The organism is Aquimarina sp. AD1 (genome assembly GCF_003443695.1).
In the GTDB taxonomy this organism is placed as follows: Bacteria; Bacteroidota; Bacteroidia; order Flavobacteriales; family Flavobacteriaceae; genus Aquimarina; species Aquimarina latercula.
This window is the reverse complement of the sequence record NZ_CP031966.1, coordinates 3,378,729-3,400,880: the sequence shown is the minus strand read 5'-3', so window position 1 is coordinate 3,400,880 and position 22,152 is coordinate 3,378,729. Positions and strand designations below refer to the sequence as shown.

Below are 22,152 nucleotides of genomic sequence, written 5' to 3'. Positions count from 1 at the left end.
TAAGAAAATGAATAAAAAAGATATTACAATTTTACTAGTAGATGATGAGCCGGATATTTTAGAAATAGTTGGCTATAACTTAACTGCCGAAGGCTATAACGTCTTAACGGCAGAAAATGGTAATGAAGCTGTTAAAATTGCTAAGAAGAAAAAACCGCATTTGATTATCTTAGATGTGATGATGCCAGAAATGGATGGTATAGAGGCTTGCGAGCAGATTCGTAAAATACCAGATTTACAAAATACAATTATTACTTTTCTAACAGCTCGTGGAGAAGATTACTCTCAAGTGGCAGGATTTGATGCCGGGGCAGATGATTATATAACCAAACCTATTAGGCCAAAAGTATTGGTTAGTAAGGTAAAAGCATTATTGCGTAGATTAAAAGAAGATGACTCTAATGATAATGTTGTTAAGATAGGAAATCTTGTTATTAATAGAGATGAGTATAAAATTGTAAAGGATAAAAAAGAAATAATATTACCAAGAAAAGAGTTTGAATTACTATCTTTATTAGCCTCTAAACCGGGTAAAGTCTTTAAAAGAGAAGATATACTTGATAAGGTTTGGGGCAACGAGGTAATTGTAGGCGGACGTACTATTGATGTTCATATCCGAAAATTGAGAGAAAAATTAGGAGATGAAAGTTTTAAAACAATAAAAGGAGTCGGCTATAAGTTTGTAGTATAATGGCAGAAAATTTTAAGAGATCGTACAGGTTTGCATACCTGTCATCTTTGTACATAACGTTATTATTAACGCTCTTAGTGAGCGTTTTTTTATATACCCAAAATCAATTTAATTTACTATTTATAGCAGGTTTTATTTTGCTGTGTTATGGGATATGTTTTCTTATTATACAATATCGTGTTCAGAAATTTATTTATCGAAGGGTACGAAAGATATACGATGATATTGAAATGTTGGATATGGATACTTTAGGTGAAAGTCCAGTTACGACGGATATGAAAACGTTAATTAAGGAAGTCGAAAAATTTGCTCAAAAACGAAAAACAGAAATAGAAAGTCTAAAGGTTAGAGAAGATTATCGTAAAGAGTTTATGGGTAATGTTTCTCATGAGCTTAAAACTCCATTATTTACAGTGCAAGGATATATTCTAACACTGATTGATGGAGCGATGAATGATCCTGCGATTCTGGATAAATACTTAAACCGTGCTAATAAAGGAGTAGAACGACTTATCTATATCGTCAAAGATTTGGATATGATCACTAAATTAGAAGTGGGAGATTTAAATCTTAACTATACTAATTTTGATATTATAGAATTGGTGCAAAGTGTTTTTGATCTATTCGAAATGAAGGCATCAAAAAAGAACATTGCTTTGACTTTTGATATGAATTATCAAGATCCAATAATTGTTCATGCAGATAAGGAAAGAATCCAGCAGGTACTGTCCAATCTGATCGTTAATTCTATTAAGTATGGGAAAGAAGATGGTACAACAGAAGTAAGTATAGAAAATCTAATTAAAAATAAAGTAATCGTTAGAGTAACGGATAATGGCGAGGGTATTGCCCAAGCGCATATTCCAAGATTGTTCGAGCGTTTTTATCGAGTAGATAAAAGTGGTTCTCGTAAAGAGGGTGGTTCTGGACTTGGCCTAGCGATTGTAAAACATATTATCGAAGCACATCATGAACGCATTTATGTAGAAAGTGATTATCGAATAGGAAGTGAATTTTCATTTACTTTGGAAAAAGTGAAAAAGTTCCCTGTAGTCGATGTCGGTGCTAAAACTACTTAACCCTTTATAAGCATTTAAATCATATAATTTCTTTAGTGTAAACTCATTTTGCTTGCAACTGGGAACCAGCTTATTGTTAGTAAGTCGTTCTGCCAGGTATTCTTGTTCAAATTGACCCGGCGTAGGTATAAAAAAGGCTTTTTTCTTTAATTTAGCAAGATCCATTACGGTTGTATATCCTGATCTGGAAATTATGATGTTACTACTGTTAATAGTGTTTTCTAAGGCTATTCCGGTAAGGTAATTATGTATGGTGATATTGTTTTTAATATAGGTCTCTTGATTTTCTTCAATAATACCTCTTACAAAAACTATTTTTTTATCACTACGTTCAAATTCCTGAAACAGTTTTTCTTCTAACATGGTACGTTGCGGTTCCGGCCCAGATAATAGTACCATAATATCATATTTCTTAGGTAAATTTTGATAATTAAATCTACTTAAAGGGCCTAGGTAAGTAACAGGAATGTTACTGTGTTTTGGATGACCTAGTTCTCCACTTAAACTTGGATCATCCGCCATATCAGGAACCCAACAAACATCAAATTTCTTAATATATTTATTATGGATTTTTGTACTAATGGAGGTTGTTTTACCACTTAGAACCGTAAGCTGATGGGTAATAAATACAGATGGTAGGCTTTTATATCTAACTCCCATTCTATTATCGGATATAATACCATAAAAATCATCAGATTCTACAATACGTTTAGTCGCTTTTTTTTCGGCTGTAATTGCGTGCGCAATTTTCGGGCTATTAAGCAACATCTTTAGTTTAAAATTACTAGCTTTTTTAGAATATTCTATATTATAGGAAGGAATTTCTTCTGTTCTTAATTCTGGAAACTCTTTTCTTAATAAAGCTAGTGCTGCTCCATCAGAGGCTATAACAGGCTCGAAACCTTCGTGAATTAAGGCATGAATTATCGGAATACAGCGGGTTGCATGACCTAAACCCCAATTAAGGGGTGCTACAAGTACTTTTTTACTCAAAATCTAAGGTTTTGTAAGTTAATCATTCAAAAATTGCTAGTGCTATTTTAAAATTAATAGTATTCTTCTAAGTATATATTTCCTTAATTTTACCAAAAAATTATGTTTAGGTTAGTGCAATAATCTTTTCATAATATTAAAGATGTATAAAAAGGGTGAAATCAACAATACAATAGCGTAATGGATGTATTGTATATGTTTTTAGGTAGTTAGGATTGATTCTTTTTAATGAAGAAAAAGAAATCAAGACTTATATGTAACATAAAACAAGTTAAATAGTCAAATACATATAGAAGAAGATAAACAGGTGGGAAGTAAGAATAAATTAAAAAGGTTTAATGAGAATAGGAGTTTTCAGAATGTAGTGGAGCCTACAAGAGAGGAAGTACTTAGTAATTCTCTGGGATTTAAAGGGAAATGGAGAGAGAAGTTTTTCAAAAACGAAAACCCGATTATATTAGAACTAGGATGTGGTAAAGGGGAGTATACTGTTGGATTAGCAGAAAAATATCCTGATAAAAATTTTATTGGAATAGATATAAAAGGTGCTCGGTTTTGGAGAGGAGCCAAAACAGCTATTGAGAAAGAGATGAACAATGTTGCTTTTATTCGAACTCAGATAGAATTGGTGGATCATATTTTTGATACAGGAGAGATTGATGAGATTTGGATAACTTTTCCTGATCCACAGATTAAATACAAGCGTACAAAACATCGAATGACCAATCATGATTTTTTACAACGCTATAAAAAAATTCTTAAAGAAGATGGAATAATGCATCTTAAAACTGATAGTGAATTTATGCATGGGTATACGCTAGGATTATTACATGGAGAAGGTCATGAAGTGTTGTATGCTAACCATAATGTATATCATCAAGAAGGATCTCCAGAAGCAGTAACTTCCATTCAAACTTTTTATGAAAAACAATATTTGGAAGAAAATAAACCTATAACTTACATTCAGTTTAAAATTACCTAATTGCGTCATCGATTTGGAAACTACTAAACTCTTTCTCGTTACTTTTTTTGCATCCCTGGTGGGAGTTATTCCTCCAGGATTAATTAACATGACTGTAGCCAAGACATGTTTAGAAAGAGGTAAGAAAAATGGTATCTTAGTGGCAATCGGTGCTTCTGCGGTGGTTTTTATACAAGCTTTACTAGCTATTTTACTCGCAAAATATATATTTTTTAATCCTTATGTAAAAAATATGTTGCTCAGAACAGGAGCGGTAATATTTTTCTTAATGGCTATTTATTTTTTTGTAAAAGCAAAACAAAGAAGAACCAAGATTAAAGTATATAAACATGCGGGTTCGCGTAGTCTTTTTAAAGGAATGATGATGTCTCTTGTAAATGTGTTACCAATACCCTATTTCTGTACTATAGCAGCAGCAATGAGTGTTAGTGGAAAGATACAATATGATGCATTGAGAATCGTAGCTTTTGGGATTGCGGCGGGAACAGGAACTTTTGTAACCTTATATTTCTATGTGCTTTCTTTTCTTAAAATAGAAAAGAAGACAGCTTCTATAACTAAGTATTCTAATTATTTTATGGGAATACTAATGTTGGTTTTGGTTATGCTAACTTTAGCTAGAATAATTTATACTTGGGATGAAGGATAAGAATGATAATTTTTTTGATAGAGTTTACGAAGTAGCAAAACTAATTCCTTATGGAAGAGTAACTTCCTATGGTGCTATTGCAAAATATCTTGGAGCAGCAAGAAGTGCGAGAATGGTGGGTTGGGCTATGAATGCTTCTGGTAAACAAGAAGATGTACCAGCGCATAGAGTGGTAAATAGAAAAGGAATTTTAACTGGAAAGCATCATTTTGATGGAACAAACTTAATGCAACAGTTATTAGAAAATGAAGGTGTTGAAGTAATTGATAATCAAATACAGAATTTTGAAAAATTATTTTGGGATCCTATGGAAGAATTATAAATTTCGTACTACTTCCTATTTCTTAAATAAAAACTCCTAAACCAACAGAAAACGTAGAAAAACCAATACCACCAATTCGTAGGTATTCATATCCTCCATTAAATTTAAATTGGTTGATATGATAGTTAAGCAATGCATTGAACTTATCTGAAGAGCGCGTATTAATTAAAGATTGGTTATAATTTAGTTCTATACTTAGTGGTTTTGCAAAAAAGTATTCTGCTCCGATAGCATAGGTAAATCCTAATTCCTCTACATCTCCCGAAATATAGGTAGCACCCATACCCCAATAGGCATTAAATTTTTCTGTACGAACTCTATGATATTTTGCTAGAAATGTAAATGTAGCAAGAGAATTATCTCCAAAAAAAGTATTGTTCTCCCATAATTGCAGGTAATCCGCTTCAATACTAACTCTCTTTAAAAATCTAAAATCCGCATTGATATGATTACCATATAGTTCATTGTTTTCAGCGACAAATCGATTGGTTAAGGTAATTCTAGAAAGGTTAGTGTCTCCATCCCAATTATATGCATAGTTTCCTCTATTAGAGCTGTGATAAGGATATTTAGTAATAAATGCATTACTAGCAAGATGTTCTTTTTCTGTAGGACTTTCAATTAAACCATAATAGGTTGCATATAAACCCATTTCTATAAAAACCATAGCTAATCCGCCCCAAAGAGAATTATCTTCATAAGAGGAACTGGACGATGTTCTAGATCTGGAAGATGATGAGTAATAGTTGCTGCTTTTAGTCAATCCTTTTTCTGCTTTTTCTAGTTTTCCTTGACCAAAGGAATGGAATGAAATGATGATGCATAGTAATGAGAAAAAAAGTGTTCGTTTCATAAATAATGATTGATTTAATCTAGAAATTCTAGTTTATCACAAATCATACCATTAAAGCATATAGGTATATTGTTACTCATGATATAGCCATAGGAGATTCCAATGTTTATAGGTTTTAGAATCTTAACTTTTAGACCTATCTTTGCCTTCAGAATCATTCTATATTGATTCGTTTTTAGAAAAAGGAAAAATACACATGAAGTTAGAAAAATCAGAGATATTAAAAGCTTTGGAAACGATTACAGTTGCTGGAGAGGGAAAGAATATGGTGGAGAGCGGTGCCGTTAAAAATGTTATCACTTTTGGAGATGAAGTAATCGTTGATTTAGAATTATCTACTCCTGCATTGCATATTAAGAAAAGAGCAGAAGTTGATATTATGAAAGCTATTCATGAAAAGGTATATGAAAAAGCTAAAATAAAAGTAAATATTAAAGTAGAAGCCCCCACTCCTAAACAATCAGAAAAAAATGTAATTAAAGGAAAAGCAATTCCTGGTATTAAAAATATTATTGCTGTTGCTTCTGGTAAAGGAGGTGTTGGCAAATCTACTGTGACTTCTAATTTGGCAGTAACCTTATCAAAAATGGGATTTAGCGTTGGGCTATTAGATGCAGATATCTATGGACCATCTGCTCCGATTATGTTCGATGTAGAAAGAGAGAGACCATTATCAGTAAAGGTTGGTGATAAATCCAAAATGAAGCCTGTAGAGAATTACGGAGTAAAAATATTATCGATAGGATTTTTTACGCAACCCAATCAAGCCGTTGTTTGGAGAGGTCCAATGGCAGCAAAAGCATTAAATCAGATGATTTTTGATGCCGCTTGGGGAGAATTAGATTTTCTATTGCTGGATTTACCTCCAGGAACAGGTGATATTCACTTATCGATTATGCAATCTTTACCGATTACAGGAGCAGTAGTAGTTAGTACACCTCAGAATGTAGCACTTGCCGATGCTAGAAAAGGAGTAGCAATGTTTCAACAAGAAAGTATTAGCGTACCTGTACTAGGTATTATAGAAAATATGGCATATTTTACTCCAGAAGAGCTTCCTAACAATAAATATTATATCTTTGGTAAAGAAGGAGCTAAACATCTTGCAGAAGATATTGAGGTTCCGTTTTTAGGAGAAATACCCTTAGTACAAAGTATACGTGAGGCAGGAGATGTAGGTCGACCTGCAGCATTGCAAACAGCAACTCCTATAGAAAAGGCTTTCGAAGAATTAACAAGAAATGTTGTTCAGGAAGTTGTGGATAGAAATGAAAACCTTCCACCAACAGAGGCGATAAAAATAACAACAATGGCAGGGTGTTCTGCAGTAAAAAAATAGAAAATGACATCTGAAGAATTAAAGATTAATGTAGAGAAAGCACTAGATGAAATTCGTCCTTTTTTAGAAAGTGATGGGGGTAATATTTCATTAGTAGGTATTGAAGATGATAAAAGAGTCAAAGTTCAGTTGGAAGGAGCTTGTGTTGGTTGTAGTGTAAATCAAATGACTTTAAAATCAGGAGTTGAGATGACTATCAAAAAATATGCTCCTCAAATCGAGGAAGTTGTAAACATCGAATAAAGGTAGATGTAATAAATTTTATAAGTATATGCTCAAGAAAAATAGTTTTCTTGAGCATATACTTTTTAGTTTCAATTCTAAAAACCTAAAGAGGGATAGTAATGAAAAAATTAGTTTATCTACAGATTATTAGTTTTGGATTATTTTTTTTAATTACAAGTTGTAGATCAAAAACTACAGAACGTATCGATATAACAAATACGTTATTAGGAAATGATACGCATTTAGTAGTCGAAAAGACTAATAAAAGTACTACTCATAGAGGTATTATAACAAATTCTAATTACGGTACTACTCATAGTTATAGCTATAAGCTTACCGTTAATAATGGAGATGTTAATTGGAATGGAGGAACAGCAGAGCCCAAACATCTTCTTTTTTGTAAAGATTCTACATATATTCATTATCTAAAAGAAAAATATATCTCTATAAAATCTAAAGATTCAGCTGGTAATATAGTAGAAAAAGATGGTTATTATGAGGTTCAAGACGTGTTCGAAGTTCATGTAGATAAGCGTTATTTTTTCAAATTCTTTGGAGATGAATATTGGATAGAAATCCCATTAGAAAGCTATAATCTTAAAAAAGGATCGTGCACAGAATACACGGTCCCAAATGACAATGAACTAACAATACCTAATACCTCAATAGACTAATGATTATCTTTTTTTAGTCCAAAAAGTGGTTGCAACAAAGGAATCTTCAATATCAGGAAATGATAGATTACCCAACTTCCTAAAAAAGTCCCTACTACCATTACAATAAATTTTGGGAGTATATTCCATTCTAAATTCATTAAATAATACCCAATTATAATCGTGATTGTTTGATGCAGAATATAAAAAGGATATACTGCTCTATTGCAATAAGATAGAATTCCACTCTTTCTATTTAAATACTTTGCAGCATAACCAAATAACACTAATATCCAAGACCATAAATTAGTTACTTTAACCAACGCTTCAGTAAAGTGAATAAGAAAACTGTCTTTTCCTTGTATCCATATAAAAAGCTGAATGGAAAAGGCAATAATACCAATAACTAGTGCTTTAGATTTTATATTCTCGATCGATTGCCAGAATTCTTTACCAATAGCTATTAATATAAAACCAAATAAAAACAAGGTCATAGAGTTAATAAAATTGAACCAATCATCAATTAGGGCATGCGTAATATCAAAGAAAGGTTCTATTAAAGATTCTATTAGATATAATGGTATAATAAATAGATATAATCCATAGGGTTTTTGAATTTGTTGTCGTATCCAATTAATGAATCGTGATGGATTTCTCTTAATTCTTATAAATAAAGGAGAAAGAATAATGGAGAATATTAATAAGTATGGTAAAAACCAAAGATGATGCCAGCTGATATTTCCTTCTGGATAAACTCCAATAAAAGCTTCTGTTGCTAGATAAGAAAAATAAGATCCAGTAAATTGATTTGTAGCCAATCTTTCGAAATAAATCTGAGGAGGTACTATTACCAGCATACCAAATATCAATGGAATACCAAGTCGTAAGCATCGCTCTAAGTTGAACTTTGATAAACTTCGTTTAGATAATGCGTAATAAGTTCCCATGCCTGATATGACAAATAGTATAGGTAAACGCCATTGATTTAAAAATAGCATTGGCCAACGCATTCCTTCAGAAATTTCATTGTTTTTAATATGCCATCCCCAAGGAACAAAAAACATCCCTACGTGATAAAAAATGAGTAAACCAAATACAATAACCCGTAACCAATCTAGGTCGTAACGACGAATATTTTTGTCCATATCTTTTGAAAAATTTGTTTTTCCAAAAGTGAAATATTTCTTTTCGAATTGGATTGAAAATTAATCGAATTATGTGCAGAATTGTAATTTTAGACATTTTATTCTACGGTCAAGTAGCTTTTTTTAGTGTAACAAATGCTTTAGGAGACATAGCTACATGTTTTCTGAAAGAATTGTAGAACGTTGATTTTGAGTTAAATCCAACAGAATTTCCTATAGCTTCTATAGTTAAGTGACTGTAATTAGGGTCTGTTAAACGTAATTTGGATGTTTCAATTCGGTACTGATTAATAAAATCATTAAAATTAAGTCCAGTAGATGTATTGATGACTTGGGATATATAATTAGAGCTTGAATTTAGCTCTTCTGAAAGTTTTTTTAATGAAGCGGAACTTTGTAGGTAAAATTTATCCTTTTCTATAAATTCTTTGATTTCCTCTATCGAGATCTTTTGATCTTTAAAACTAGAAGTTTCGTATTTTTCAGCAATCCATGTGTTTTCAAAAAACCTAGATTCGGACACCATAATTAAGGCAATTATAATAACCGTAAAATTTACAAAAACCGTTATGTAGTGATCTCCCGAATCATCTTCATAATTCAAATAAATTGAAAAAATTATAATAAAAACGATCAGAAATGAAATAACTAAATTACGAGTAAAGGAGTATTTATTATGAATCGTTTTTCGGCTAAGACTTGTGTTTTGTCTTCGTAAATAGAAGTAAAGGATTCTAAATGATAACAGGATGTATATGGTAAAACTTGCAAGAATTAGCCATCTAAACTCATCTTTGATCAAAAGGTAACTATAGTCTATATTGTTGGGGACGGACGCTGTTTTTAATTTTGGAAAATATGCGTTGAGATAGGCATTGAGTTTAATCGAATCAGATTGAAGATAGTATTGCAGCTGAGAAATACCATACAAAATAGCAGGAATTAGATGCAATCCACTATGTTTTAATGCGATCCTTTTTCGCTTTAATAAGGTATAAACAAATAGATATATGCTTGGCCCTAGAATAAGTACTAGAGGCTCACTAGAATCATTAAACCCAATGGTATATTTCATTAAACCGGTATAACATAAAAAGTTATCCAGTGTAATAGTGGCTTGTATAATAAGGAATAGTGCAAGAAACCGAAATGCGATGTTTTTTTTATAGCTTCGTAAAAGAATTACAAAACTCAACAGGAAACCTATAGTGATTCCTAAAAACATGATATAGGAAAAAACGTCGTGCCGAATTGGAATCTGATCGAGTATTTCGTTTAAATCCTGCATTATTAACTATGTTATTCTGTAATAAAATCAGTTAATTTTTGAGGTCCTTCCAGTGGAACTCTAATTATTTTTAGAGAGCCATCTTCTGTAGTAGCAATTTGCCATTTTATCAAGGTGATACAACCGTTTTCTATTTCGATTCCAGTAATTGATCTTGGATGTACACAACTACCATCATTAAATAGGGCTAATTCGCCCGCTTCAGGAAAACGAGGACGATGCGTATGACCAATAATAGTAAACTGATTTTTTTGATTAGCAATCCATTTCTTGATTCTTCGCTCTACCTTGATAGTTTCTTTATAATTTTTGGCAGGACTTGTAGGGTCTGCTATTCCTACCACTTGTAGAGGTTTCCATAAAAAACGAACCAAAAATCTATTAATTCTCCAACCTACATAATTCATGAAATCTGCTTGATGTCCGTGTAATAAAAAAATCTCTTGATTGGATGTTGTATGTTTTAATATAATAGCTTCTTGGAATATTATATCCGGAAAAAGTGGTGTTTCTTTATTTGTTTTTCGATCAAAATAAGAGCTTAAATATTTTTTCACATATTTTGGATCTCGATATACCATATCATGATTTCCCCAAATCATTTCTAGTCTATTTTCAAAAAAGAATTTCTGTAATAACTCATAGACATTTTTATGAGCTCTAAGAATGATTTCGAAATTAAGATTTTCCCATAGTTCATCTCCATCTCCTAATTCGCAGTAGGTATATCCTCCATTATAATAGTGCTTTAGTGCGTGAAAATAGATGTTTCTATTATTAGCAAAGTCATCTGCAAAACTATTGTCGCCTCGATGACAATCGCTAAATAAGATGAACTTAGAACTGTCATCAAAAGAAATAACTTTTGCATTTTTATAAGCACGATCCAGACGGGATTGGGATGACATATACAGTACTTTTTGTATAAATATACAATACTATATGTTTTTATGGGATACTATTTAATAAATATTAAGGATGACTAAGTACTTGTTTTTTCTTTAAATGAAAATTACTTAGAATCATTAAAAAAGCAACTATATATAACCACCACGTTTGACTGTAGTTGAGGTAATAGGTAAGAAGTAAAATAGATAGTCCAAAAGTGTATAGAAGAATATTAATCCAAGATTTATTTTTGTAATGTCTCCACATTAAGACTATACTTCCTGATAAAAATATAGTAAGAATAACATACTTCCATTTAGAATTATAGTCCAATTTGCCGAGTCCAATAAAACTAAAGAAAGAAGCATAAGCTGCCCAACAGAAAGCGCATTTTGGAAATAAAAAAAACACAACAGCAGATAGAATATTCAAAACATTAATTTTCTTGGTATGTTTACCAACCTGTTTTGTAGAAACTTCTGTATTACAAGAACAAGAGTTTTGTTTAGAATAGTACATTTGCTGCTGCGTTTTTAAAGTTAAACTTGATTTTGGGCAAAAAGGGTATTTAATTTATTAGAATAAAGTCTTATGTTTTTTGATATAATTTAACTTCAGTATATATTAGATTAGTTAGATGGTTTTTTAGGTTTTCCTTCTTCCCATTTCGCTTTGCCTAGTAGCCAACTAAAATCACCACTTAATTGATCTCCCGATGTTAATTTTCCATTTTTGTATTCATAGATTCCGGCACTAGAATGACAACCCATACAACTTTCTGTACCAAAAATGGTAATGTCACTAGCAGGATTTCCCTCCATTAGGTTAGAGGCTGATTGGTTTCCTGACTGAAAAAAAGTTTCCATAGTAATATTAGTCAGCAAGGCCAGATTCGGATTACCACCAGGTTTATTGACTACAGAATTTGGGACCTTGTATCCACTTTCTGTATGATTTCCAGGGAGTACATTTTGATCTGTTGGATATTGAGTGTCAATTAACTGATAATATTGCCAAACACTCTTTTGTTGTTTAAAATAAGCTTGCATTTTTTCATTTACTCGAATTACTCGCACAGGAATATCTACCATACGTTTAGCTTGAGTTTTCATAACATCACTATTGGCAAAATACTTACTAGTTTTATTATTCGAAATAGTCCAAAAATCTCCGTGTATTCCTTTGTTATGTGTATAGGTTGTGCCACCATTAGTTACATCAATATTCACAGGACATATTTCGCAGTTAGGATTTGTAAGAGAAGGAGGGATTACAGTTGTTTTTCCATCTTTTTCGATTACATTTTGATCTAGATTGTCAATATGTTCAAAAGTGGACCATACCCATTGCTTTCCAGTTGGAGTTTTTTGACTAATATGAAAACCGATCATACCCAAATCCTTTTTGACTAAAGAAGAACCATCTGGGCCAATAATATATCCTTCTTCCTGATAGTATCGATCTTTATGATCGCTATCGGTAAGGATTTTCCATGCAAATTTAATTTCTATAGCACCAAGTTGTTTCTCGTCATAATTACCTTTAGGAAAATCTGCGATTACTCCATTTTCAGAAAATTTGGTTTGTCCATTAATATTATAGAGCTTATTTGTAATAATATAATCAAACTCTTCCTTATTCATTAATACTTCATATACCACTACATTCCCATTTTGATCAAAAAGTTTTCCTGCAAAAGCCTGGTCTACTTCATCAGCGATATCGAAATTTTTTGGGGTTGTTGGTGTCCTAGAAGAAAGTACTACTCTAGCGTTTGTATTAGTAAGAACATCATTAGATAATCCTAATCCTGAAGCAGTTCTTGGACTTCCCCAAGGTGCAGGTGTTTTGCCGTCTGAGCGGTATACCTGAAAAGCTTCTTTCCATCCTAACCAAGTTGGTTCCCCTTTGTCTGTAAATTTTGGTGTTGGAGCTCCCTTGTCATTTCTAGGCCACATAATTGCTATAAAAGCTTGCCAACTGTATTCATTAAATTTTTCGTTAAGCTTAAATAGTTGGTTTTTGTCTTTAAGCTTTTTTTGAACTATTGGATTTACATCTACAGGGATATCAGCAGAAAATTTTACTGGAGGAGGTATTTTTTTGTAATCATCATTATTTATGGTTATTTCTGCTGTATCATTATTTTCTTCCACAGTTACTTTATCGTTACAGCAAAATAATATAAATGAAATACATAAAATAGCTATGACTCGATTCGTATTCGATTTAAAAAGTTGTAATGCATGTTTCATAATATGAAGGTTTAAGGTTAATTAGTTATAGTTGATGTTTGTGTGTCTTCTTTTCCAAAAAGGAGATGAGGTAAATCGACTTTCCTGGTTATAATATTCTTGTCTCTTTTTCTGGTATCCTAGATAATCATTTGTTATGATTTGTTGATATTTATGTAATCCAGATCGGTTACCTTTTAAATCATCTAAAGTTGCGTAGGCAGCAAATTGACTCATAGCTAAAGATTTAAAAATTCCTAAAGATGAAATAGGGTCATAACTAGATGCTGCATCACCTACTGCTAGCCAAGAGTTGCCTACTACAGAACTTAAATATTGTGTGTGTGCTGCGACCACTCTAGGTTCCGAAAGTTTTTTTGTTTTGAGTGTTCTAGAATAGGTGTAACAGGAATTATAAAGCAGTTCGTTAAAAACAGTTGTTTTTTTTAATTGCATTTCATTGGCAATGTCAGTATCTGTCATGTATCCAATTACAAGTGTTTTATTTGGTAAAGTAGCGCTGTACCACCAACCGTATGGATCAGATTCTACGCAAGTTCCATTTCCTAACCTAGATTTATTTTCATTTTGATTAGAAATATCGTAAAAGCGATAAATCCCAACCATTTGATCTTCCTTTATTTTAAAAGTTTTTTGAAGGCAAGAAAAAGCAGCTTTTTTTCCTGTGGCGTCAATTACGAAGCTGCATTTTATGGCAGTTTGTCTTTTCTTAGTGTTAATTTGTAGGTGCCAATAGTTTGAGGTCTTTTCTGAAGATATTACGCTTGTCTCGAAATAGGTAAAGACTCCTTTTTTTTTAGTTTCTTTAATCATAAATTGATCAAAAACTATCCTATCTAAATGCCATCCATATCCATAAGGAGAATATATATATTCATTATGATATAATTCTGAAGAACCCCAAGCTGCAGAAGTTCCGTATGCATTGATGAAATTACATTTTAAAAAGGATTTCCATATGCCTAAATTTTGTAATTGTTGAGATGCGTGTGGCGGTAATGTTTCTCCTATTCTATAGGAGGTTGGGTCTTCAGTTTTTAGTTCAGAAGCACGCTCGATAATTGCAATGTTTAGGTGTGGAGCTTCATTTTTTAAAGAAATAGCGGTAGCACATCCAGCAACACCTGCGCCGATTATAATTACATCATATGTGATAGCGTCGTTGTTCATTAACTTGGATCTTGTTTTACAGCGATCCATTGAGCAACTACTCCAGCTGGAGCTGTTGATTTTCCGTTTGGTCCCGTTGGATGTGGTATTTCTCTAACAATTGATCCAACAATAGCTGGTCGCTGATCTATACCGTTCATCCAATTTGGTACATAGTATCCCAAATAATTATAGATCCATTCGGCACCACCTACAATTCCTTTTCCTTGAAACTGAAGTGTAAAAGGATTTCCATATCCAATACTACCTGTTAGTTTAAGTTCCCATCCAGGACCGTATATTAAACCATCTAAGGTCTGCATAGGCGCTTCGTTTATTTTAATATTTCCTCTTCCAAATTCTAAAGAATCAAAATCTGCATCTAGATCAGGATTGCTTAGAAAACTTCGATACGTCCATGTTCCGGTTAGGATTTCAGGAACTGAATTAATTGGTGTGTTCATAATGTCTTAATTTCTGTTATTTTCCTTATTAGATTCTCCAAAACTTTGCCCTAATACACGATCTCCTGGTTTTACAGGTTCTCCTAAAGCTTCATTATTACGTTCTATCTGATAAAATTGTCTTGTAATTCCGGTTCCTTCAGTTATTAAAAACCCTAGGTCTTTCCAGGCTTGAACCATTTGTAAATCTCCAGCATTGTTATTAGGGATTCCAGATGCCCAATAAACCTGTGGACCATTTGGAGATTCAGGCACTACAATAGGCCTGTGAGCAGGCCACCAAGGAATGTTATACGCTATTTGCTGTTCTACCGGATCTCCAACGGATTCAGGATAAATAGTATTCCATTTTTCATAGGTGGTATTTATATTCTGAAATGTACATTCATGAAAATCTGCTTGCCAAGGAATTCCTATATATTTGGTAAGATCCCCTGGTTCTAGACCTTTAGAAAGGTTTGGAGCTGCACTGCCATCTTGATTGGCAATAGGTTGAGGAAGGCTTAGTCCTCCTGCTATATATGTAGCGTGTTTGATTCTATACGGTTCACTATAGATGGCAGGATTATCTACAATCCAAGAGAGTTCTCCTCCTGGACAAAAAGCACCGCCTAAAACATTACTCAGTACACCTCTGTCAATTCCAATCCCAGTTTTAGGCGGACTAGACCAAGGATTGGTGCATTTTTTATTATTTTCTCCCCACTCAACACATTCATTTACAAATTTTCCGCTAGCCCATTGTTTTAAAAAGAATAATTGTGTTTCTGTCATGGATAGAAACTTTTGAGGAGCAGTATTACTAAGTGGATTATCACCACAAAGCATTGGCATTAAACGTGGTTTGTTTGAAGTAGAATTATAATTGCCTTCCACTTCATAATCGTTTAGTTGATCGGTTTGCCTCATAATCCCTAAAATAAATTGCCTTAATCTGTAATAAGGATCTTTTCCATTTTCTGGAGGAATAGAAAGTGTTTCATAATTCAAATTTCCTCCAGTTCCTCTATTATGTGGGTCTCCACCTCCAAAAAAATCAAAAACAAAAGTGTATTTGAAGTCATCAGGCCTTCGTAATTGAGGCCATAATTCTTTGTAAAATTTTGGATAATAATCTGGGTTGTATCGGGCTTCGTTTCTCCAGATGTCTAGCTCTTCTGGAGTTTGTGGGTTATTGTTTTCTTTGGTGAATGGAGGTACTCCGAAGACTTGTGGATCATATGCCATTTTACGAACAAAAAGATCATACATCTTTTCGTCCATTGTGATCATATCTTCCATTTCAGGAACATATCGTGGATAACCAACCACAACCCAAGCAGGAACCTGTACGTCCATAGTTCCAGTAGTTTTGGTTTTTATTTCTTTATCACCTTCATAAGTAATATCTGTGAAGGTGTACTCGATTTTTGCAGTCACAGGTCCATCTGAAATATCATCAAACCAGCCATTGTTATTAACAAAACTTTCTATAACAGGAGTTTTTGTGGAACCGGAATTTCCATTTCCTCCTAATACAATCAATCGGATGTTTTTTTCTTGCTCATTCACTAATAAACTACCTAATGTTTCTATAGAATTTGGTTGTATATCCGAAGGAGGAAAAGTTTGTGGATATGATACTTTTTTATATTTACTAATATCCATTTTTTTACTTTCTGAACCGAATTTGGCAAAAGCACCTTTATTATTTTTAAGGTTTACTGTTAGTGGTCCTGGATCAATAATCAGTTGTCTTCTTAAGTCTGGTTGCGTAACTTCAGGATTTCTAAGAGGATGATTAGGTGCATATCCTTGCTGTCCATTTGTTTCTTGAAACTCATACCAAGAAGCTTTTTTGTTAGCTAAATGTACTGTCCAATCAATGTCGGTTACTTTTCCTTGGACTATCCGAGGAGCTGTTACAGCAGTTTGATATACAAAATCATAAGTTCCTCCTATTTTAATTTCTTCTCCTTGAGTATCTTTTTCGCTTTTATAAGCAAATACTCTAAACCTTGCTGCTTGTTTTTTAATTTTAGAAAGATCACTACTGTCTTTAAAAGAGCTTACTCTTATCGGATTTCCTTTTGAGTCTTTTTGTTCTCTTCCCATTTCATCACAGGCAATAGGTAATGTCCCAGGTTGCTCTGGAGTAAGGTAGAAGTCATCCTCTGTATTACCAAGTCTTGCAATTCCAATACTTGGATGAATTTTAAAAGTAGTATATGTGTTGTCCATTATATGTTGCTTTTATTTAGTCCATGAAGTTTAAGGATACACCATCGATATATACCGCATTATCAATCTGTTTTCCATCAATACCTAAGATCACTAGTTGTATTGTAATATCTTTATCGCCATTGTTTAAGACGCGTTGTACAGCATCGGTAGCATTAATTTTATAGTTTCTGGGTTCATGGTGGTGTAGTTGTCTATAATCAAATTGCCTTGTTTTGTCCAGAGGTAAATTACAATGTCCTGGACCTCCATAACAGCTTCCGTGAAACGTAGAAATTTCTTCTACAAAGTGTTCATTCCCATTAGTAGGAGTGTCGATAGTAGCCTTAGGTGAGTTTAAGAATACTCTGATATGAGCATTTTGTAGATTTCCTCGTTGTACTCTATGAATTTTAATTTCTGCTTTGCGATGCGTATCTAATGTATTTGAAGAAACTTTAGTCGGTGCGCTATTAAATTTTATTAATCCTACTTTACTTGATACATTATAAAAGACAGAATCTTTCATATAGGTATATCCTAGTTTTTGAATACTCATAGTATCCTGAACTGTCATAGACCACGGTGCTAGAACCGCATTCATTTCCTGAGGAGTTCCAGTATGTAATTCCTGCCATCTAGCCCATAATCGATCAACATTAGAATGATGTGCCCAAAACAACGGATCAAAAGCCGTTATTCTATTGTCTGTCATCCATCCATATATTGGATTTTCCTTGCTTTGAGGATCAGGAGTTAGCTTTAACTTTTGGTATATTTTTTTCCATTCATCACTATTATCTGGATAAGTAGGATTCGTGCCACCAGAGAAGTTATGCATACCATTATGTACTTTTTCCAAAGATCCATAATGATGATCGTATGATGGTCCTCCTCCAAAATCACCAAAGTTATCCAATGAAAGAAGTAAATTGATGTCATCTTTTGTTGGGTATTGAGAAAGCGGCCCCATAGATCCTGGCCATCGATTCGGGAACCATAATGGATTAGTTTCTTTTAAAGTGTCGTAAATGATTCTTATTTTGTCTGACCATACAGCTACATTATTTACATTGATAATTTCATAAGGGATTCTGGCAGCTTTTAAAAAACGTAGACCAGAATTGTATATGGTACCTTTTTTTACAATTTTTTCTAATGCAGAAACTTCTTTTTTATTTAGTATGGATTTACCTTCAGAATTTTTTTGATCTTTTAATTTGTTTAATCCTTTTTCGGTAAGGTAACAACCATAGGCTTCTGGCAGTATTCCTAGATCATATTCCTTATTGTTAAAGGTATTTTTGTTCTGATCTGCATAGTCAGTCCATGACCAATATGGCAAAGCAATATTCGGGTCATAATCTTGTAGTTTCTGCTCGAAAAAATATAAATATAATCGATGCCAAGTGGTAAATTGCTCCCATCCATGCTGACAAGAATCTGTATGAATCCTTGCCCAATAGTCAAAACTTCTTTCATCTTGCCAATAATCCGTATATTGAAACATACAGTTCAGCGCTTCTCTAAACGTTTTTAGTTCTTCAGAAGTTAGCGAGCTTACTTCTTTTCTGATAGTTAACCCTTTATTATCTCGATGATCCTTATTGGTTTTATTGGTGGATACTTGATGGAGTAATTCTCCTTTAGCAAGTGCTACATGATTATTGGTAGTAGAGGCCCTTAGTATTTCTGATTGATTATTTTTTTCTTCCTCTAGAGTTAAGGGACAATCAGCATCTATCCAGTTAGCAATGGTCTGTATTTGATCCGTTGAAGCAGAGGCATCTGCATCCCATAATAGTTTTGGGAAAATACTATCATCAAATGGATATTGACCTTTAAGTCCTATAATAATTGCAGAATTATCACTTCGTTTTTTAGTAGGATTATTGCCACCGCCACCAGAACCTCCTGATGGCCAGCAATCTCCTATCGATTCTAATGTAGGCGGCTGTTGCACAGCAGTTACGGCTGGTTGCAATGACGCTGTGTCGGAGATCTTTTTTTTTGATCCGCAGCATCCTGGATTATTATTAGCGGGTTGTTTTGATGAGATTGATGTAGACGATGAACTTTTAGTTCCACTACATCCATTAGAGTTTTGATTAGAATCATTATTATCTTTTGGCGCAATTAATCGTTGTCCATATAAGGAGGCCGTCATAAAAGTTTCTGGATCTAACCAAAAAGCATGTAACCCTTGATAACTAGGAACTGTTTTTCCTTGTAATAAATTAAGGATTTCTTTTACCTGTTCATATTGAGATTTTATTTTCTTTTTACCAGACATAATAGTGAGTTATATTTTAGTTAAGCCCTGCTTCTCAAAGCTATATATTTAGGGGAATTTTTAGTATAGGTAGAAACACCTGTTTTATCGTTTTTAATTCGTGTTTAGTTTTAAATACAGGGGTTTTTACGCTTTTTATTGTTTGAAATAATGATGGAGATTTGAGGAAACACCTCCTTATATTTTTTTAAATTCTAAATAACAGGTCTAACTAAAATTTAATGAAATTTCAGATCGCGAAGATGTTGATATTGTAATTATTTCTGGTCTTTATATTGCATATCAATTGATTAACAATACTGAGTATAAATGAAAAACATTGTTATTTATGAGCTTCTTAATCGAACGGGTGGTCGATTACAATCAGATTTGATTCCTATTCGTGGAGATCATAAGGTTTCTTATGGAAACGGGATTTGTAATTTTTAAGATCTTCCACAAATCGATTTATTTAAAGAAGAACAAGGAAGGATGCGATTTAATATATGATAGAGGAATTAAAGATTCTTAATGGAGCATTTAATATATGTGATGAGATTGTTCCCTTTCTTATGACAAGTTCTGATTATACTAACAGGTTTTGTATTAGAGTACATAGTTTTTCACTAACAGAAGCAAGAAAACAAATGGATTATTGTTTGGGGTTGCTAATGTTTGATTTGAGAAACAAAAGCGAATGTAATTAAATATAGCGCGAATTAATGGTTACAGTCATCTACCTAAGTAAGAGAATTTATACAGTTTTCATATAATCAAACAATTTTGATGTATATTCTGATTAATGGTGTTATTATTAAATTTCCACGTATCGCTTCCAGTACAATAACGAAAAATAGATTCATTATTTAATAATCTAAAATCAAAAAAGCCACATGTCTATGTGGCTTTCTCTATATGAAAAAATATACTTTTTTAGATTAAAGAATCTAAAGCTTCTGCATAAACATTCTTAGGAGAAACACCTACTTGGCGACCAACTACTTCTCCATTTTGAAAAACTAATACAGTAGGGATATTTCTTACTCCATATTTTGCCGCAAATTCTTGATTTGCATCTACATCTACTTTACCTACTACTGCTTTTCCATCATACTCTTCGCTGATTTGTTCGATGATAGGACCTACCATTCTACAAGGGCCACACCATGCTGCCCAAAAATCAACTAATACCGGTTTATCACTCTTAAGTACTACTTCATCAAAAGTAGCATCTGTTATTTCTAATGCCATAGTTATTTATTATTTAAATTTTTATTCATTTTTAATTTCACAAAATTAGTCAATAATTCTCCCAAAGCTTACAGTCATAATATTAGTTTTGACTATAGGGGTATTGAATTTGCTGATACCCAAATATACTATTAAATTGTTCTGACTTAGAATAATTGTTTTTATTATTTTATTTACTGGTTAATTATTCTTCAGGTTATAGATGCCTATAAGATGTGTTCTAACATCAACAGAAATTTCTTCATTTTTTGAAATCTGTATCTTCATAGTTTCACTTTTTACTAAAGGCATATGACATTGGATGCAGTTATTTCCCATTTTTTTAATTTCATTGTTATCACCAGAACAATTGATTGGTTTTGATAACGATGTATGGCAATCCATACATTTTTGGTTAAATGAAGAGATGTTTCCTCTTTCCTTTTTATGAGGGTTATGGCATGTAGTACAATCAAGAGAATTGCTATTTGTAAAACATTTACTAGCTTTTAGTAAACCGTATTGATTTCCATGTACATCAAGATCTTTTAAACTGGACTCGTCGTAATCAGGAAATGAAAACTTCTTTAATGTATCTCCAATTGCAAAAGAAAATGCACGTTCTGTGGTTTCTGTTCTTAAGCCAGAATGACATAGCGCACATGCATCTAATCTTTGCTGTCGAGATAAAGAACTATATTTTATAATATGTTTAGCAATTTTATCCGTAGGGTTTTGTTTATGATATACTAGGTGTTTCTTTACAGGGCCGTGACATCTTTGACAATCAATACCATAAACAAAGTTCTTTTTGTGAAATTGATTACTGTTTTTGTCTCCCGTAATATTTTGCGCGTATGTAGTGTGACATTCTAAACAACGTTCTAATACGGGTCTTGCTGGAGCTAGTTGATCTGGAGCTCCTGGGCTATTAATCCAACTATCCGTGGGAGTAAAATAAGATGCCTGTAGTTGCAATAAATTATTGTTATTCCACATTAAATATGATTGTCCTTTAGTTCCGGAACCTACTACAATATCCATTTTGGCAGAGTAAAAGGGAGTGTTTTGATTATTAAATACGGGTTCTTGGTAAAACCCAGAATCTTTTTTAATAAAGTTAAAAGTAACTTTGTTGTTTAATTTTAATGTGTTTTTATTTTTGTCAAAACTACCTTTTATGGTGTTTTTATTTGCAGTTTGCAAGGAGTTAAAATGTGCTGTTTTATAATGGTCCTCCACTATTTGAGCATGGCATTCTACACAAGTTGCAGAATCTATAAAATCCATTCCGTTGATATGAGTGGCAATTGGAGTAATCGCTATATATTCGTTTGTGTTATTTGATGTTTTTGTAGATAAAGAGAAATAGCTAATAGTGCCAACTAGAATAATAATAACACTACTTATGTATAAAATACGCTTTTTCATAAAATTTTTAGAATATCATACAAGATAGGGTAATTTAGTGTTTAA

The 22,152-nt window shown here is 32.7% G+C and carries 21 protein-coding genes; 8 read left to right on the top strand and 13 right to left on the bottom strand.

The window, feature by feature from the left end; genetic code table 11:
* The first annotated feature begins 7 nt into the window (after positions 1 to 7).
* Together D1815_RS14700 and D1815_RS14695 are read left to right on the top strand one after the other, a co-directional pair.
* Positions 8 to 691, top strand: coding sequence for a response regulator transcription factor (locus D1815_RS14700; RefSeq protein ID WP_027394875.1), 684 nt, complete (start codon positions 8 to 10; stop codon positions 689 to 691).
* Positions 691 to 1,770 carry a cell wall metabolism sensor histidine kinase WalK gene (locus tag D1815_RS14695; protein ID WP_027394876.1) on the top strand — a complete coding sequence of 360 codons (1,080 nt, stop codon included), beginning with the start codon at positions 691 to 693 and terminating at the stop codon, positions 1,768 to 1,770. Before D1815_RS14700 ends, D1815_RS14695 begins: the two co-directional genes overlap by 1 nt.
* On the opposite strand, the gene D1815_RS14690 is transcribed toward D1815_RS14695, so the two are convergent.
* On the bottom strand, positions 1,708 to 2,763 hold the full coding sequence (locus D1815_RS14690; protein WP_027394877.1) for a glycosyltransferase: 1,056 nt from the start codon (positions 2,761 to 2,763) through the stop codon (positions 1,708 to 1,710). The genes D1815_RS14695 and D1815_RS14690 overlap by 63 nt on opposite strands.
* A 307-nt stretch (positions 2,764 to 3,070) precedes the next feature.
* Between D1815_RS14690 and trmB the strand changes: the two genes are divergently transcribed.
* From trmB to D1815_RS14675, 3 genes are read left to right on the top strand one after another with little or no spacing between them, the layout of a single operon-like run.
* A complete protein-coding gene (trmB, locus tag D1815_RS14685; RefSeq protein WP_027394878.1) occupies positions 3,071 to 3,745 on the top strand; it encodes a tRNA (guanosine(46)-N7)-methyltransferase TrmB in 675 nt (224 codons plus the stop codon).
* A gap of 13 nt (positions 3,746 to 3,758) precedes the next feature.
* Entirely contained in the window at positions 3,759 to 4,394 is a 636-nt protein-coding gene (locus D1815_RS14680; protein WP_027394879.1) for a LysE family translocator, read from the top strand.
* A complete protein-coding gene (locus tag D1815_RS14675) occupies positions 4,384 to 4,716 on the top strand; it encodes an MGMT family protein (RefSeq protein ID WP_027394880.1) in 333 nt (110 codons plus the stop codon). Before D1815_RS14680 ends, D1815_RS14675 begins: the two co-directional genes overlap by 11 nt.
* Positions 4,717 to 4,738: 22 nt before the next feature.
* Here the strand turns inward: D1815_RS14675 and D1815_RS14670 are convergent, their stop codons facing one another.
* Entirely contained in the window at positions 4,739 to 5,569 is an 831-nt protein-coding gene (locus D1815_RS14670; RefSeq protein WP_118387868.1) for an outer membrane beta-barrel protein, read from the bottom strand.
* A gap of 196 nt (positions 5,570 to 5,765) precedes the next feature.
* On the opposite strand from D1815_RS14670, the gene D1815_RS14665 reads away from it, so the two are divergent.
* From D1815_RS14665 to D1815_RS14655, 3 genes are all read left to right on the top strand, one after another.
* Positions 5,766 to 6,908, top strand: a complete 1,143-nt coding sequence (locus D1815_RS14665) for an Mrp/NBP35 family ATP-binding protein (protein WP_118387866.1) — start codon at positions 5,766 to 5,768, stop codon at positions 6,906 to 6,908.
* Between the two features lie 3 nt (positions 6,909 to 6,911).
* A complete protein-coding gene (locus D1815_RS14660; RefSeq protein WP_027394883.1) occupies positions 6,912 to 7,151 on the top strand; it encodes a NifU family protein in 240 nt (79 codons plus the stop codon).
* Between the two features lie 101 nt (positions 7,152 to 7,252).
* Complete coding sequence (locus D1815_RS14655) at positions 7,253 to 7,807, top strand: hypothetical protein (RefSeq protein WP_118387864.1); 555 nt, start codon at positions 7,253 to 7,255, stop codon at positions 7,805 to 7,807.
* On the opposite strand, the gene D1815_RS14650 is transcribed toward D1815_RS14655, so the two are convergent.
* From D1815_RS14650 to D1815_RS14595, 11 genes are all read right to left on the bottom strand, one after another.
* Positions 7,804 to 8,931: an acyltransferase family protein gene (locus D1815_RS14650; RefSeq protein ID WP_199726715.1), complete on the bottom strand. Its 1,128-nt coding sequence runs from the start codon at positions 8,929 to 8,931 to the stop codon at positions 7,804 to 7,806. The genes D1815_RS14655 and D1815_RS14650 overlap by 4 nt on opposite strands.
* 109 nt (positions 8,932 to 9,040) lie before the next feature.
* Positions 9,041 to 10,219, bottom strand: coding sequence for an AraC family transcriptional regulator (locus D1815_RS14645; protein WP_118387862.1), 1,179 nt, complete (start codon positions 10,217 to 10,219; stop codon positions 9,041 to 9,043).
* A gap of 11 nt (positions 10,220 to 10,230) precedes the next feature.
* A complete protein-coding gene (locus D1815_RS14640) occupies positions 10,231 to 11,127 on the bottom strand; it encodes a metallophosphoesterase family protein (RefSeq protein ID WP_118387860.1) in 897 nt (298 codons plus the stop codon).
* A gap of 64 nt (positions 11,128 to 11,191) precedes the next feature.
* A complete protein-coding gene (locus D1815_RS14635) occupies positions 11,192 to 11,626 on the bottom strand; it encodes a hypothetical protein (RefSeq protein ID WP_118387858.1) in 435 nt (144 codons plus the stop codon).
* Positions 11,627 to 11,736: 110 nt separating this feature from the next.
* Positions 11,737 to 13,362 (bottom strand): hypothetical protein, encoded by a 1,626-nt coding sequence (locus D1815_RS14630; protein WP_118387856.1) that lies wholly within the window; start codon positions 13,360 to 13,362, stop codon positions 11,737 to 11,739.
* Positions 13,363 to 13,383: 21 nt separating this feature from the next.
* Positions 13,384 to 14,532 (bottom strand): NAD(P)/FAD-dependent oxidoreductase, encoded by a 1,149-nt coding sequence (locus tag D1815_RS14625; protein WP_158594420.1) that lies wholly within the window; start codon positions 14,530 to 14,532, stop codon positions 13,384 to 13,386.
* Positions 14,532 to 14,975, bottom strand: coding sequence for a hypothetical protein (locus D1815_RS14620; RefSeq protein WP_108804918.1), 444 nt, complete (start codon positions 14,973 to 14,975; stop codon positions 14,532 to 14,534). Before D1815_RS14620 ends, D1815_RS14625 begins: the two co-directional genes overlap by 1 nt.
* A 6-nt stretch (positions 14,976 to 14,981) precedes the next feature.
* The gene (locus tag D1815_RS14615; protein ID WP_118387853.1) at positions 14,982 to 17,195 is read right to left on the bottom strand and encodes a LodA/GoxA family CTQ-dependent oxidase; all 2,214 of its coding nucleotides are present in this window, start codon (positions 17,193 to 17,195) and stop codon (positions 14,982 to 14,984) included.
* 16 nt (positions 17,196 to 17,211) lie between these two features.
* Complete coding sequence (locus D1815_RS14610) at positions 17,212 to 19,467, bottom strand: tyrosinase family protein (protein WP_118387851.1); 2,256 nt, start codon at positions 19,465 to 19,467, stop codon at positions 17,212 to 17,214.
* A gap of 912 nt (positions 19,468 to 20,379) precedes the next feature.
* Positions 20,380 to 20,697, bottom strand: coding sequence for a thioredoxin (gene trxA, locus D1815_RS14600; protein WP_027394894.1), 318 nt, complete (start codon positions 20,695 to 20,697; stop codon positions 20,380 to 20,382).
* A 180-nt stretch (positions 20,698 to 20,877) separates the two neighbouring features.
* Positions 20,878 to 22,107, bottom strand: coding sequence for a multiheme c-type cytochrome (locus D1815_RS14595; RefSeq protein WP_118387847.1), 1,230 nt, complete (start codon positions 22,105 to 22,107; stop codon positions 20,878 to 20,880).
* Positions 22,108 to 22,152 lie beyond the last annotated feature (45 nt).

Excerpts from the sequence above, each read along its gene's own strand:
- D1815_RS14700 (WP_027394875.1), top strand. The coding sequence starts at position 8 with ATGAATAAAAAAGATATTACAATTTTACTAGTAGATGATGAGCCGGAT.
- D1815_RS14695 (WP_027394876.1), top strand. The coding sequence starts at position 691 with ATGGCAGAAAATTTTAAGAGATCGTACAGGTTTGCATACCTGTCATCT.
- D1815_RS14675 (WP_027394880.1), top strand. The coding sequence starts at position 4,384 with ATGAAGGATAAGAATGATAATTTTTTTGATAGAGTTTACGAAGTAGCA.
- D1815_RS14670 (WP_118387868.1), bottom strand. The coding sequence starts at position 5,569 with ATGAAACGAACACTTTTTTTCTCATTACTATGCATCATCATTTCATTC.
- D1815_RS14665 (WP_118387866.1), top strand. The coding sequence starts at position 5,766 with ATGAAGTTAGAAAAATCAGAGATATTAAAAGCTTTGGAAACGATTACA.
- D1815_RS14660 (WP_027394883.1), top strand. The coding sequence starts at position 6,912 with ATGACATCTGAAGAATTAAAGATTAATGTAGAGAAAGCACTAGATGAA.
- D1815_RS14655 (WP_118387864.1), top strand. The coding sequence starts at position 7,253 with ATGAAAAAATTAGTTTATCTACAGATTATTAGTTTTGGATTATTTTTT.
- D1815_RS14650 (WP_199726715.1), bottom strand. The coding sequence starts at position 8,931 with ATGGACAAAAATATTCGTCGTTACGACCTAGATTGGTTACGGGTTATT.
- D1815_RS14645 (WP_118387862.1), bottom strand. The coding sequence starts at position 10,219 with ATGCAGGATTTAAACGAAATACTCGATCAGATTCCAATTCGGCACGAC.
- D1815_RS14640 (WP_118387860.1), bottom strand. The coding sequence starts at position 11,127 with ATGTCATCCCAATCCCGTCTGGATCGTGCTTATAAAAATGCAAAAGTT.
- D1815_RS14635 (WP_118387858.1), bottom strand. The coding sequence starts at position 11,626 with ATGTACTATTCTAAACAAAACTCTTGTTCTTGTAATACAGAAGTTTCT.
- D1815_RS14630 (WP_118387856.1), bottom strand. The coding sequence starts at position 13,362 with ATGAAACATGCATTACAACTTTTTAAATCGAATACGAATCGAGTCATA.
- D1815_RS14625 (WP_158594420.1), bottom strand. The coding sequence starts at position 14,532 with ATGAACAACGACGCTATCACATATGATGTAATTATAATCGGCGCAGGT.
- D1815_RS14620 (WP_108804918.1), bottom strand. The coding sequence starts at position 14,975 with ATGAACACACCAATTAATTCAGTTCCTGAAATCCTAACCGGAACATGG.
- D1815_RS14615 (WP_118387853.1), bottom strand. The coding sequence starts at position 17,195 with ATGGACAACACATATACTACTTTTAAAATTCATCCAAGTATTGGAATT.
- D1815_RS14610 (WP_118387851.1), bottom strand. The coding sequence starts at position 19,467 with ATGTCTGGTAAAAAGAAAATAAAATCTCAATATGAACAGGTAAAAGAA.
- trxA (WP_027394894.1), bottom strand. The coding sequence starts at position 20,697 with ATGGCATTAGAAATAACAGATGCTACTTTTGATGAAGTAGTACTTAAG.
- D1815_RS14595 (WP_118387847.1), bottom strand. The coding sequence starts at position 22,107 with ATGAAAAAGCGTATTTTATACATAAGTAGTGTTATTATTATTCTAGTT.